The organism is Pseudomonas sp. S49 (genome assembly GCF_009866785.1).
In the GTDB taxonomy this organism is placed as follows: domain Bacteria; phylum Pseudomonadota; class Gammaproteobacteria; order Pseudomonadales; family Pseudomonadaceae; genus Aquipseudomonas.
The window spans coordinates 6130204-6143730 of record NZ_CP019432.1 but is presented as its reverse complement, the minus strand read 5'-3'; the positions used below and the strand labels follow the sequence as shown (position 1 = coordinate 6143730).

Genomic DNA, 13527 nt, shown 5'->3' with positions numbered 1-13527 from the left:
CCATGGCTTTCGAAGCAATGTTCCAGCCGATCCAGATCGGCAAACTGACCATCCGCAACCGCGTGCTCAGCACCGCGCACGCTGAGGTCTACGCGACGGACGGAGGCATGACCACCGACCGCTACGTCAAGTATTACGAAGAGAAAGCCAAGGGCGGCATCGGCCTGGCGATCTGTGGCGGCTCCTCCGTGGTCGCCATCGACAGCCCGCAGCAGTGGTGGAGCTCGGTCAACCTGTCGACCGACCGGATCATTCCGCACTTCCAGAATCTGGCTGACGCCATGCACAAGCACGGCGCCAAGATCATGATTCAGATTACCCACATGGGCCGGCGCTCGCGTTGGGACGGTTTCCACTGGCCGACCCTGATGTCGCCGTCGGGCATACGTGAACCGGTGCACCGCGCGACCTGCAAAACCATCGAGCCGGAAGAAATCTGGCGGGTGATCGGCAACTACGCCCAGGCCGCGCGCCGGGCCAAGGCCGGTGGTCTTGACGGCGTTGAACTGTCGGCGGTGCACCAGCACATGATCGACCAGTTCTGGAGCCCGCGCGTCAACAAGCGTACCGACGAATGGGGCGGCACCTTCGAAGGCCGGATGAAGTTCGGTCTGGAAGTGCTGAAAGCCGTGCGCGCCGAGGTCGGTGACGACTTCTGCGTGGGCATGCGTATCTGCGGTGACGAGTTCCACCCGGACGGTTTGTCCCACGAGGACATGAAGCAGATCGCCAAGTATTACGACGACACCGGCATGCTCGACTTCATCGGCGTCGTCGGCTCGGGTTGTGACACCCACAACACCTTGGCCAACGTGATTCCGAACATGAGTTATCCACCGGAGCCGTTCCTGCATCTGGCCGCCGGGATCAAGGAAGTGGTCAAGGTGCCGGTGCTGCACGCACAGAACATCAAGGACCCGAACCAGGCCACGCGCATCCTTGAAGGCGGTTACGTCGACATGGTCGGCATGACCCGCGCGCACATCGCTGACCCGCACCTGATCGCCAAGATCAAGATGGGCCAGATCGACCAGATCAAACAGTGCGTCGGCGCCAACTATTGCATCGACCGCCAGTATCAAGGCCTCGACGTGTTGTGCATCCAGAATGCTGCAACGTCCCGTGAATACATGGGCGTGCCGCACATCATCGAGAAATCCACCGGGCCGAAACGCAAAGTGGTCATCGTCGGTGCCGGCCCGGCCGGGATGGAAGCGGCCCGCGTGGCGGCCGAGCGTGGCCACGAAGTGACCCTGTTCGAGAAGAAGGAATTCATCGGCGGGCAGATCACGACTGCCTCGAAAGCGCCGCAGCGTGACCAGATCGCCGGTATTACTCGCTGGTTCCAGCTGGAACTGGCGCGGCTGAAAGTCGATTTGCGCCTGGGCACGGCAGCTGATGCCGACACCATCATGGACTTGCGTCCGGACGTGGTGGTGCTGGCGGTCGGCGGGCATCCGTACCTGGAGCAGAACGAACACTGGGGTGCCGCCGAAGGGCTGGTGGTCAGCAGCTGGGACGTGCTCGACGGCAAGGTGGCGCCGGGCAAGAACGTGCTGGTCTACGACACCATTTGCGAGTTCACCGGGATGTCGGTTGCCGACTTCCTCGCCGACAAAGGCAGCCAGGTCGAGATCGTCACCGACGACATCAAACCGGGCGTGGCCATCGGCGGAACGTCGTTCCCGACCTACTACCGCAGCATGTACCCGAAAGAAGTGATCATGACCGGCGACATGATGCTCGAGAAGGTCTACCGCGAAGGCGACAAACTGGTCGCGGTGCTGGAGAACGAATACACCGGCGCCAAAGAGGAGCGGGTGGTCGATCAGGTGGTGGTGGAAAACGGCGTGCGTCCGGATGAGGAAATCTACTACGCGCTCAAAGAGGGTTCGCGCAACAAGGGCCAGATCGACGTCGAAGCGTTGTTCGCGATCCAGCCGCAACCTTCGCTGAGCGAGGCGGGCGACGGCTACTTGCTGTTCCGCATCGGCGACTGCGTGGCGCAGCGCAACACCCACGCCGCGATCTATGACGCCCTGCGGCTCTGCAAGGATTTCTAAGGACTTGCACCAAACCCTGTGGGAGCGAGCCTGCTCGCGAATGCAATCTGTCAGTGAAAGATGAGCTGACTGATTCACCGCTTTCGCGAGCAGGCTCGCTCCCACAGTAAAGCGGATCGTGTTTCTCCAGGTTGTACTGGTGGGAGCTTCACCATGTTGAACACCCTTCTTCCAATCCTGTTGTTCGCAGCTATCGGCCTTGGTGTCCTTGGCGCGTTGCGGCGGGTAGCGATGTGGCGTCGGGGCCGGGCCTCGAAGGTCGATCTGATCGGCGGCCTGCTAGCCATGCCCAAGCGCTACATGGTCGACTTGCACCATGTCGTGGCGCGAGACAAATACATCGCCAACACCCACGTCGCTACAGCGGGCGGTGCGGTGGCGTCGATTGTGCTGGCGCTGCTGGTGCACGGTTTCGGCCTGCATAACCGCATTCTTGGCTACGCGTTGCTGCTGATGACGGCGGTGATGTTCGTCGGCGCGATCTTCGTTTACCTGCGTCGGCGCAACCCGCCGGCGCGGCTGTCGAAAGGCCCGTGGATGCGCCTGCCGAAAAGCCTGCTGGCGTTCTCGGCGTCGTTCTTCCTGCTGACCTTGCCGGTGGCCGGAATCCTTCCGGAGAACTTCGGCGGCTGGGTGCTCGCAGTCATTCTCGGGATTGGCGTGCTGTGGGGCGTGTCGGAACTGTTTTTCGGCATGACCTGGGGCGGGCCGATGAAACACGCCTTTGCCGGTGCCTTGCATTTGGCTTGGCACCGTCGCGCCGAACGTTTTGGTGGTGGTCGTTCCACGGGTTTGAAACCTTTGGATCTGAACGATCCGAGTGCTCCGCTGGGTGTTGAGAAACCCAAGGATTTCACCTGGAACCAACTGCTCGGTTTTGACGCCTGCGTGCAGTGCGGCAAATGCGAAGCGGCGTGCCCGGCCTTTGCCGCCGGCCAGCCGCTGAACCCGAAAAAGCTGATTCAGGACATGGTCGTCGGCCTCGCTGGTGGTACCGATGCCAAGTTCGCCGGCAGCCCTTATCCTGGCAAACCCATCGGCGAACACTCAGGCAATCCACATCAACCGATCGTCAACGGCTTGGTCGACGCCGAAACCCTGTGGTCGTGCACTACCTGCCGTGCCTGCGTCGAGGAATGTCCGATGATGATCGAGCACGTCGACGCCATCGTCGACATGCGCCGTCACCTGACCCTGGAAAAAGGCGCGACGCCGAACAAGGGCGCCGAAGTCCTCGAAAATCTGATCGCCACCGACAACCCCGGTGGTTTCGCCCCGGGCGGACGGATGAACTGGGCGGCGGACTTGAACCTCAATCTGCTCAGCGAAAAGAAATCCACCGACGTGCTGTTCTGGGTTGGCGACGGTGCTTTTGACATGCGTAACCAGCGCACCCTGCGCGCGTTCGTCAAAGTGCTGAAAGCGGCGAAAATCGACTTTGCCGTACTCGGTCTCGAAGAGCGTGACAGTGGCGACGTGGCCCGCCGTCTCGGCGATGAAGCAACCTTCCAGTTGCTCGCCAAACGCAACATCCAGACCCTGGCCAAATACAGCTTCAACCGCATCGTCACCTGCGATCCGCACAGCTTCCACGTGCTGAAAAACGAGTACGGCGCGTTCGACGGCAATTACCTGGTGCAACATCACAGCACCTACATGGCGGAAATCATTCAGGCCGGCGCGCTCAATCTCGGTCAGCACAAAGGCAACAGCGTGACCTATCACGATCCGTGCTACCTCGGCCGCTACAACGGCGAGTACGAAGCGCCGCGCGAAGTGCTGCGTGCGCTCGGTATCGAAGTGAAAGAGATGCAGCGTTCCGGCTTCCGTTCGCGCTGCTGCGGCGGTGGCGGTGGCGCGCCAATTACCGACATTCCGGGCAAGCAGCGGATTCCCGACATGCGCATGGAAGACATCCGCGAGACCGGCGCTGAACTGGTGGCGGTGGGTTGTCCACAGTGCACGGCGATGCTCGAAGGCGTGGTCGAACCGCGGCCGCTGATCAAGGACATCGCCGAACTGGTGGCCGACGCGCTGCTCGAAGACGCCGCGCCGAGCAAGCCTGCCACTCCGGCCAAACGTGAACCTGCGGAGGCCCACTGATGAGCGACATTATCCGCCGCGACCCGCGCGCCGAATGGATTGCGCGTAACCGCCTGCACCCGCTGCACGCGGCCATGCAACCGGCGCAACACAGCTGGATGGGGCCGAATGGCGTCATCCGCAAGAACCTGCACGGCATCGGTTTTATCGGCCCCAACGGCATCAAGCGTATCGACCGCAGCGGCGCGCAACAGGGCGGGGTGGTCAAACGATCCGCTGCTGTGGAAGTGCAATTGCCGCTGCATCAGGTGCCCGCGCCGGCGTTCTACATCAGCGTGGTACCGGACATGGTCGGTGGCCGCTTGAGCAGTCACGACCGTGATTTGTTTGGCCTCGCCCATCAGCTCGCCGGTAATGACGGCGCAGTGTTGGCGGTGGTCTTTGGCGAGCATAAGGAAAACGCTTTCGCGACCGCTGGCGTCGATCGCTTGCTGGTACTCGAAGGCGAGGAATTCAGCGGTTATGCACCGGAGCAACGGGTGCAAGGTTTGCGCGCTGTGGATAACCAGTTCAACCCGCGCCATTGGTTGCTGCCGGACAGCCGCAGCGGTGGCGGTGAACTCGGTCGACGCTTTGCGGCGGCATTGGGCGAGCGCCCGGCGACACGGGTCTGGCAGGTCAAGGATCAGGAATGCATCGGCCGCGCTGGCGCGGGGCTGCAAGACCTTGCCCGTCCCGTCGCACGGTTGATTCTGGCGGCGGCCGAATGCGCTGAACCGGTCAGTGAAACCCGTCACGAAGCGTTGCCGGTGGAGTTATCCACAAGTGTCGCGCGCAGCCTGTCGCGGATCGAAGATCTCGGCGCTGTGGCGGTCGACCCGGCAGCGATTCCGATGGCCGAAGCGGAGTTCATTTTCTCCGGCGGCAACGGCGTCAAGGACTGGGCACTGTTCCACGAAACGGCGGCGGCACTCGGCGCTACCGAAGGCGCTTCCCGCGTTGCAGTGGATGATGGCTTCATGGCCCGTGATCGCCAGGTCGGCGCGTCCGGCACTTGGGTCACCGCACGGGTTTATGTGGCTGTGGGTATCTCCGGCGCGATCCAGCACCTGCAAGGTATCGGCGCCTGCGACAAGGTGGTGGCGATCAACCTCGACCCGGGTTGCGACATGATCAAGCGCGCCGACCTCTCAGTGATCGGCGAGAGCGCAGAGATTCTTCAAGCGTTGATCGAGGCGGTGGCGGCTTACCGCAACGAAGCCAAGCGCGATGCGGCTTAAGGAAACGCTATGAACACGAAAGTTATCAGTCTGGTTTCAATCGGCGCCCACCCGACTTCCGGCAGGCCACGTCGCGCCGACCAGGACGCGCGAGCCGTGGAACTCGGCCTGCAACTGGCTGGGGATAACCTGCAAGTGCTGCATGCCGGCGACGTTGCGGAGCCGGCGTTGCGCGCCTATCTGGGTATGGGTCTTGAGCTGATGCACGTGCTGGAGCAACCAGCTGGCGCCGATGCGCTGCCGGCGTTGACCGCGTATTTGCGCGATGCCGGTGCGCAAGTGGTGCTGACCGGCAGCCAGGCGGAAACCGGCGAAGGTTCGGGGATGTTGCCGTTTTTGCTCGCCGAAGGACTGGGCTGGCCGTTGGTGGTGGGGCTGGCGCAGGTCGAGTCGATCAATGACGGTTCGGCGCTGGTGCTGCAAGCCTTGCCGCGTGGGCAGCGGCGGCGGTTGAAGGTGAAGCTGCCGTTTCTCGCGACTGTGGATAACGCTGCGCCGAAGCCTCGGCAGAGTGCCTATGGCCCGGCGCGACGCGGGGTGCTGGAGGCTGACGACGTCGAGGTCGTAGACGACGAGCTCTTGGCTGTCGCCACCCTGCAGCCGGCCAAACCAAGGCCCAAACGCCTGAAAGTGATCAAAGCCAAAAGCGGTGCCGACCGGATGAAAGCGGCTACCGCCAAAGCCAGTGGTGGCGGTGGACAAGTGCTCAAAGGCGTCACCCCGCAGGCTGGCGCCGAAGCCATCCTCAAACTGCTGATCGAAGAAGGTGTCGTCCGCTGACATCCCAAATCCCTTTCCTTCAGGTCAGCGGCTTACCCACAGGAATAATGTGAATGACAGTTGAGTTTCGACCTGCCCGGCGCACGGATGCGCGCGACATTGCGCGTTTGTTTCAGATCTCCTCGGAGGGCGCCTCGGATTACATCTGGAGCCAGTTGGCGGAGCCGGGCGAGACGTTGCTTGATGTCGGTGAGCGGCGCTATGCCCGCGACGATGTGGATTTTTCCTGGCAGAACTGCCTGATCGCTGAGGCCGAAGGCTGTGTGGTCGGGATGATGCACAGCTACGTCATGCGCGAAGACCCAGACCCGACACCGCCCACCGATCCAGTGCTGGCGCCTTACGCCGATATGGAGGTGGCGGATACGCTGTACATCTCCAGCCTGGCGCTGCACGAAGGCTGGCGTAATCAAGGATTGGGCGTGCAGTTCCTCCAACATGCCCAGGCGCGCGCCGATCAACTCACGCTCAAAGGCCTGAGCCTGATCGACTACGCCGCCAATACTGGCGCTCGGCGGTTTTATGAGCGACATGGCTTTGGCATCGTCAAAACCTGTCAGGTGGTACCGCATCCGATGATTCGGGTGACGGGTGAGGCCTATCTGATGCACCGAGCATGAAGCCGGTTATCCACTGACGAGGGGTTACACACAATCCCTGTTGGTCAATCTGTGGATAACGTGTTTGCCCTTCACTGCAAGTCACGTCAGCCGTGGCTTGCAGGCCGCAGATCAAAAAACAACCAGCCTAAGTTGCGGTTTTTACGGAATTTTCCCGCGGGATAACTTCCTGAGTTACCCCCGATCTCTGTTGGCGCTTCTGTGGATAAGATGTTCGCTGTCCGCTGACAGCCATGCAAAACGTGGCTTTCAAAGGTTTGATCAATAACTGATCAATTTGCACTTTTAATCGGATGAATCTTCCGAAACCCCCGATTTTTCGCATTCTTCAGCACTTTTCCACAGCAGATGCAAAGTTACCCCCGATCTCTGTTGGCGCTTCTGTGGATAAGGTGTTTGCCATCCGCTGAAGGCCACGATCTGTGTACCTTTCAGCCTGTTGATCAAAAAACGATCATTGCCTTTCGAAAACCGTGCTTCTGGATAAGTCACGGTTTTTCTTTGCAAATCAGTGAGATATTTTTTGAGTCATCCACAGTTGTCCCCATTTGCTGTGGGTGGCTATGTGGATAACTTGTTTGCGGAAGGCTGGGGGGCTTGGTGGGTATGGTGTGTGGGGTGGTTGATCAGAAATTGTGCAATCCGTTTCAGAGATGTAATGACTTTCATGACGCCTTCGCGAGCAGGCTCGCTCCCACATTTGGAATGCATTCCACCTGTGGGAGCGAGCCTGCTCGCGAAGCTTTTGCTTTTAGCCCTGAACCGGGACGCCTTTGAGGTAAGGCGCAGGCTCGGCGCCAAGGTTGTTCAGCAGACGCTCGCTGTACCAATCAACGAAGTTGACCACGCCGAACTCGTAGGTCTTCGAGTAAGGCCCAGGCTGATACGCCGTCGAGTTGATCCCGCGCTGGTTCTCTTCCGCCAGTCGGCGATCCTGATCGTTGGTCGCATCCCACACCTGACGCATGCGATCAACATCGTAATCGACGCCCTCAACCGCATCCTTGTGCACGATCCACTTGGTGGTGACCATGGTTTCCTGGGCGCTGATCGGCCACACGGTGAAGACGATGATGTGGTCGCCCATGCAGTGGTTCCACGAGTGCGGCAGGTGCAGGATGCGCATCGAGCCGAGGTCCGGGTTCTTGATCCGCCCCATCAGTTTCGCGCAGCCCTGTTTGCCGTCGAGGGTCATCGACACGGTGCCTTTGAGCAGCGGCATGCGCACGATGCGGTTACGCAGGCCGAAACTGGCGTGGGCGTAAGGAATCTTCTCGGCTTCCCAGGCAGCGGCGGACGCAGCAACGTGATCCTTGAACGCTTGATCGGCGCGCGGGTCGGTGACGTCGTCCCATTCCAGCAGGGTTTTCAGCAGTTCCGGGTGCGACGCGTTGCAGTGGTAGCACTCGCGGTTGTTTTCCAGCACCAGTTTCCAGTTGGCCTTTTCGAACAAGGTGGTTTGAATCGCCACCTTGGTGTTCTCCATGTCGTACGGTTCCATGTAATGGTTCAGTGTCGACAGGAAGTCATCAATGGCCGGCGGGTTCTCCGCCAGACTGATGAAGATGTAGCCGCCGGCAGTCTTCACGTTCACCGGTTTGAGGCCGTACTGCTTCATGTCGAAGTCGGCGCCCATTTCGGTGCCGGCGAACAGCAGGCGCCCGTCCAGCTCGTACGTCCACTGGTGGTAGTGGCAGACCAATTTGGCGACCTTGCCTTTTTCACTGGTGCACAGACGCGAGCCACGGTGGCGGCAGACGTTGTGGAACGCATGCACCACGCCTTCGGCGCCACGGATGACGATGATCGGATTCTTGCCGATCTGCAGCGTCAGGTAGTTGCCCTTGGCCGGGATCTCGCAGGTCATGCCGGCGATCAACCACTCTTTCTGGAAGATCTCCTGCATGTCGATATCGAAGAGCCGCTCATCGCTATAGAACGGTTGCGGCAGCGAAAAGGTGCGCTCGCGCTCTTGCAGCATTTGTGCGGTGGCCTTGCGTGCGGGTTCCAGCGGATCGCCCAGGCTGATTTTTGCGGTGACGTCCATCGATGTGATCCTCATGGCCATCTGCGTGGCCGGCGAAAAGTGGCTGATCAGGTGTGCTGCTAACGGTTGCTACGCAAGGTGTAAAGAAGCTGTCTTGGTGTTGGGGCGAGTGTGGGCCCGGCGCAGGGCGCAACCTTATCCATGGGCGACATGGTGCAATCTGTTCCCGACGCGCAACCCCCGGTGGTTGGGGGCTGGTCGCGATAAGTATGCCGATGTCGCGGATAGGTAAACGGGCGGTTCGCGCTATACGCAGAATCGCCGACATGAGGCCGACAGTCGGCCGTGGAGAACAGCATGTCCAACAGCTTCCTGAATCCGGTCACCACCCAGACCTGGGCCAATGGCCGACACATCGTCCGTTGCGTCAAAGTCATCCAGGAAACCTGGGACGTGCGCACCTTCTGCTTTATGGCTGATCAGCCGATCCTGTTCTTCTTCAAGCCCGGGCAATTCGTGACCCTGGAGCTGGAAATCGAAGGCCAGCCGATCATGCGCTCGTACACGATCTCCAGCTCGCCATCGGTGCCGTACAGCTTTTCGGTGACGATCAAACGCGTGCCGGGTGGCAAGGTTTCCAACTGGTTGCACGATACCTTGCATGAAGGGCAGGAGCTGGCGGTGCACGGGCCGGTCGGGCTGTTCAATGCCATCGACTTCCCCAGCCCGAAAGTGCTGTACCTGAGCGGTGGCGTCGGCATCACGCCGTGCATGTCGATGGCGCGCTGGTTCTACGACACCAACGCCAACGTCGACATGACCTTTATCCACAGCGCGCGCTCGCCGAAAGACATCATCTATCACCGCGAGCTGGAACACATGGCGTCGCGGATCGACAACTTCAGCCTGCACCTGATTTGTGAGAAGCATGGCTTGGGCGAACCATGGGCCGGTTATCGCGGTTACCTGAACCACAAGATGCTCGAATTGATGGTGCCCGACTTCCTTGAGCGCGAAGTGTTCTGCTGCGGCCCGACGCCGTACATGAATGCGGTCAAGCGTTTGCTGGAAGTGGCCGGTTACGACATGTCGCGTTATCACGAGGAATCTTTCGGCGCCACGCCACCGGAAGCCCGTGCCGATGCGGTGGAACAGGCCGAGCAGGCTGCGGATGCGCCGGAAATCGATGCGGCGGATCTGCATCAGGTCGAATTCACTTCGTCCGGCAAGAGCATTCGTGTGGCACCGGGTGAGACGGTGCATGCGGCGGCGGCCAAGCTGGGCTTGATGATTCCGAAGGCGTGCGGGATGGGGATTTGCGGGACGTGCAAGGTGTTGAAGCTGGGCGGCGAGGTGGAGATGGAACACAACGGCGGGATTACCGAGGATGACGAGGCGGAAGGGTTTATCTTGTCGTGCTGCAGCGTGCCGAAGGGGGATGTGCGAATCGATTTCTGAGTGGGGCGGGTTTTTGCGTACGGCTTGCCCCTCACCCCAGCCCTCTCCCAGAGGGAGAGGGGGCCGACCGAGTTGTCCAGGGTTGTACATCGACCTGAACGACCTTATCGATTATGGATTCGGCAAAGCAGTTTCAGGTCGGCGTACTCCTTGAGCATCCCCCAATCAGTCCCTTCTCTCTTTTGGAGAGGGACTGACCGAGTTGTTTTCACGAGGTACACCGACTTGATATATCGAGTCGACTATGGATTCGGCAAAGCAGTTTCAGGTCGGCGTGATTCTCAAATATCCCCCAATCAGTCCCCTCTCCCTCTGGGAGAGGGGCTTTTCAGTCAACAAACAAATCCGGCATCAACGCCGCGTCGCTTTCTCGATCAAAGCGATATTGATCGAACTCAGTCACGCCGCTCTCCCGCAAAATCTCCTCATCAATCAACAACCGCCCGGTAATCTGCCGTCCACTACTATCCAGAATCACATGCGCCGCATCCGCCATGATCGCTGGCGTTCGCGCCTGCTTGAACGACTCCCGATTCCCTAGCTGAAACTCGATCGCCGCCGTGGCAATCATCGTCTGCGGCCACAGCGAGTTGACGCTGATCCCATAACTGGCAAATTCCTCGCTCATCCCCAGCGTCAGCATGCTCATGCCGTACTTGGTCACGGTGTACGGACTGAACTGCGCAAACCACTTGTTCGCCAGATTCAGCGGCGGCGACAGGTTGAGAATGTGCCCGGCGGATTTCTTCAGATAGGGCAGGGCGGCCTGGCTGCACAGCAGCACCGCGCGGGTGTTGATCTGGTGCATCAGGTCGAAACGCTTGAGTTCGATGTGTTGCACGCCCGTGAGCTTGATCGCCCCGGCGTTGTTCACCAGTGCATCGATGCCGCCGAAGTGCTCGTTGGCCTGGGCCAGTGCCCGGCGCACCGCGTCTTCATCACGCACATCCAACTGCATTGCCAGAGCCTTGCCGCCCGCCGCTTCGACTTCGGCGGCGACGCTGTGGATGGTCCCGGGCAATTTGGCGTGGGGTTCGGCGCTCTTCGCCGCAATGACGATATTGGCGCCGTCCCTCGCAGCACGCAGCGCGATCTCACGGCCAATGCCACGGCTGGCGCCGGTGATGAACAGGGTTTTGCCTTGTAACGACATGCCGATGCTCCTGCTTATTGTTATCTGAGCGGAGGGCTCGACAGACAATGTAGACCAAGTCTTCGCGGGCGAAGTTGATCGTTCCCACGCTCCGCGTGGGAACGATCAGTGCGGTGGAGTCAGATCTGATCGTTCCTACGCTCTGCGTGGGAATGCAGCCCGGGACGCTCTGCGTCCCATTTCAATACCAGCACTGAACCTCGATCAGCCCCGGCATTCCCGCGTAATCCCTGGCGCTCGAATAACGCCAATGCTCCGGCAAATCCACATATCCGCGTTTCACCGGGTTGTTGTGAATGTATTCAAGCTTCTGGCGCATCACCGATTCGCTATAAACCATTTCTGCGTGAGAGCCTTCCTGCCATAACTGGTAAACCCGATCCTGCTTGTGCGCACGTTTGCTAAAGCGCAGCCGTTGCAGGGTTTTGTCAGCGCCTTTGCTTTGCAAGTCATCAATAATCTGTCGAGCAGTGAATGATTTGAACTGGCTGAGGCATTTACTCAGGTCGGGCGCCTGAGCGACGAAGTGAAGATGGTTTTCCAGAATCACGTAGCCGTACAGCTTCAAGTCATGGTGGGTCTGTTGATAACGCCAGCAGTTGAGCAGGTGGTCGACGATGTAGGGACGGATGAACAGCGGTAACCATTCCATGATCGTGCAAGTCAGGAAATGCGGTTTGTCGGTTTCGGTAAAGGTGTAGCGGCTGCGGCCCATGGGATTCTTCCTTGAATCTTGCGGTGCATTGGAGATGGAACGCGGAGCGTCCCGGGATGCGTTACCACGCGGAGCGTGGGAACGATCAGGGTGAGGCGGACGGGATGTTCGCGCTAGAAGAGAAGTCTGGTATTACGGTGGGAAAAGTCATCTTCGGCCGAAGATCGTTCCCACGCTCTGCGTGGGAATGCAGCCATTGACGCTCTGCGTCATAGCGGTGTTTAGCGTCTGGGGGATGGAACGCGGAGCGTCCCGGGAGGCATTCCCACGCGGAGCGTGGGAACGATCAGTGCACTGGCCTCAGGTCAGGCGGACATGACTTCGCGGATGTCGCGGGCCAGTTCGCGGACGCGTTCTTCTTCGGTGTCCCACGAGCACATGAAGCGTGCGCCGCCCTTGCCGATGAAGGTGTAGAAGCGCCAGTTCTTCGCAGTCAACGCGGCGATGGCCGGTTCGGATAATTGCAGGAACACGCCGTTGGCCTGTACCGGGAACATCAGTTCGACGCCGGGAATGTCGCTGACCAGTTCAGCGAGCAGTTGTGCGCAGTGGTTGGCGTGACGGGCGTATTTGAGCCAGGCGTCGTTTTCGAGGATGCCGACCCACGGTGCCGAGAGGAAACGCATTTTCGACGCCAGTTGCCCGGCCTGTTTGCAGCGGTAGTCGAAGTCTTCGGCCAGTTTGTGGTTGAAGAACAGGATCGCTTCACCGACGGCCATGCCGTTTTTCGTGCCGCCGAAGCACAGTACGTCAACACCGGCCTTCCAGGTCAGATCGGCTGGCGAGCAGCCGAGGAAGGCGCAGGCGTTGGAGAAGCGCGCGCCGTCCATGTGCAGGTGCAGGCCCAGCTCTTTGCAAGTCGCGCTGATGGCGCGGACTTCTTCCGGGGTGTAGACGCTGCCGACTTCAGTGGCTTGGGTCAGGGTGACCACACGCGGTTTCGGGTAGTGAATGTCCTGGCGCTTGAGCGCGACTTCGCGGATCGATTGCGGGGTGATCTTGCCGTTTTCAGTGCCGGCGATCAGCAGTTTCGAGCCGTTGGAGAAGAATTCCGGGGCGCCGCATTCGTCGGTTTCGACGTGGGCGGTTTCCGAGCAGATCACGCTGTGGTAACTCTGGCACAGCGACGACAGGGCCAGCGAGTTGGCGGCGGTGCCGTTGAAGGCGAAGAACACTTCGCAGTCGGTTTCGAACAACTGGCGGAAATGGTCGGACGCGCGTGCGGTCCATTCATCGTCGCCATACGCGCGTTGGTGGCCGTGGTTGGCCTGTTCCATTGCAGCCCAGGCTTCAGGGCAGATACCGGAGTAGTTGTCGCTGGCGAATTGTTGGCTCTTGTCGGTCATGGCCGGCTTCCGTGGTCGAGACTCTTGTGAAGGCTCGTGGTCAATGATGGTGCGCACTTTACCGAAGATCTTCCGGGGAGCA

At 60.1% G+C, this 13527-nt stretch carries 11 protein-coding genes; 6 read left to right on the top strand and 5 right to left on the bottom strand.

The window, feature by feature from the left end; translation table 11 throughout:
• Positions 1–2: 2 nt before the first annotated feature.
• From dgcA to PspS49_RS27230, 5 genes are all read left to right on the top strand, one after another.
• Positions 3–2063, top strand: coding sequence for a dimethylglycine demethylation protein DgcA (dgcA, locus tag PspS49_RS27250; RefSeq protein ID WP_160042130.1), 2061 nt, complete (start codon positions 3–5; stop codon positions 2061–2063).
• 153 nt (positions 2064–2216) lie between these two features.
• Positions 2217–4166 (top strand): dimethylglycine demethylation protein DgcB, encoded by a 1950-nt coding sequence (gene dgcB / locus PspS49_RS27245; protein WP_160042128.1) that lies wholly within the window; start codon positions 2217–2219, stop codon positions 4164–4166.
• On the top strand, positions 4166–5386 hold the full coding sequence (locus PspS49_RS27240) for an electron transfer flavoprotein subunit alpha/FixB family protein (RefSeq protein ID WP_160042126.1): 1221 nt from the start codon (positions 4166–4168) through the stop codon (positions 5384–5386). Before dgcB ends, PspS49_RS27240 begins: the two co-directional genes overlap by 1 nt.
• A gap of 9 nt (positions 5387–5395) precedes the next feature.
• Complete coding sequence (locus PspS49_RS27235) at positions 5396–6166, top strand: electron transfer flavoprotein subunit beta (protein WP_127930053.1); 771 nt, start codon at positions 5396–5398, stop codon at positions 6164–6166.
• Positions 6167–6219: 53 nt separating this feature from the next.
• Positions 6220–6786: a GNAT family N-acetyltransferase gene (locus PspS49_RS27230; RefSeq protein WP_127930052.1), complete on the top strand. Its 567-nt coding sequence runs from the start codon at positions 6220–6222 to the stop codon at positions 6784–6786.
• Positions 6787–7071: 285 nt separating this feature from the next.
• Here PspS49_RS27230 and PspS49_RS27225 read toward each other — a convergent pair whose 3' ends face one another.
• Positions 7072–7278 (bottom strand): hypothetical protein, encoded by a 207-nt coding sequence (locus PspS49_RS27225; protein ID WP_127930051.1) that lies wholly within the window; start codon positions 7276–7278, stop codon positions 7072–7074.
• A 259-nt stretch (positions 7279–7537) separates the two neighbouring features.
• The gene (gene gbcA, locus PspS49_RS27220; protein WP_127930050.1) at positions 7538–8833 is read right to left on the bottom strand and encodes a glycine-betaine demethylase subunit GbcA; all 1296 of its coding nucleotides are present in this window, start codon (positions 8831–8833) and stop codon (positions 7538–7540) included.
• A 297-nt stretch (positions 8834–9130) separates the two neighbouring features.
• Between gbcA and gbcB the strand changes: the two genes are divergently transcribed.
• The gene (gbcB, locus tag PspS49_RS27215) at positions 9131–10231 is read left to right on the top strand and encodes a glycine-betaine demethylase subunit GbcB (RefSeq protein WP_007911227.1); all 1101 of its coding nucleotides are present in this window, start codon (positions 9131–9133) and stop codon (positions 10229–10231) included.
• A gap of 328 nt (positions 10232–10559) precedes the next feature.
• On the opposite strand, the gene PspS49_RS27210 is transcribed toward gbcB, so the two are convergent.
• The 3 genes from PspS49_RS27210 to PspS49_RS27200 form a co-directional block, all read right to left on the bottom strand.
• Positions 10560–11384, bottom strand: a complete 825-nt coding sequence (locus PspS49_RS27210) for an NAD(P)-dependent oxidoreductase (protein WP_127930049.1) — start codon at positions 11382–11384, stop codon at positions 10560–10562.
• Positions 11385–11565: 181 nt separating this feature from the next.
• Positions 11566–12099: a transposase gene (locus PspS49_RS27205; RefSeq protein ID WP_150749703.1), complete on the bottom strand. Its 534-nt coding sequence runs from the start codon at positions 12097–12099 to the stop codon at positions 11566–11568.
• Between the two features lie 305 nt (positions 12100–12404).
• Positions 12405–13445, bottom strand: a complete 1041-nt coding sequence (locus PspS49_RS27200) for a low specificity L-threonine aldolase (RefSeq protein ID WP_038363178.1) — start codon at positions 13443–13445, stop codon at positions 12405–12407.
• Positions 13446–13527: the final 82 nt, after the last annotated feature.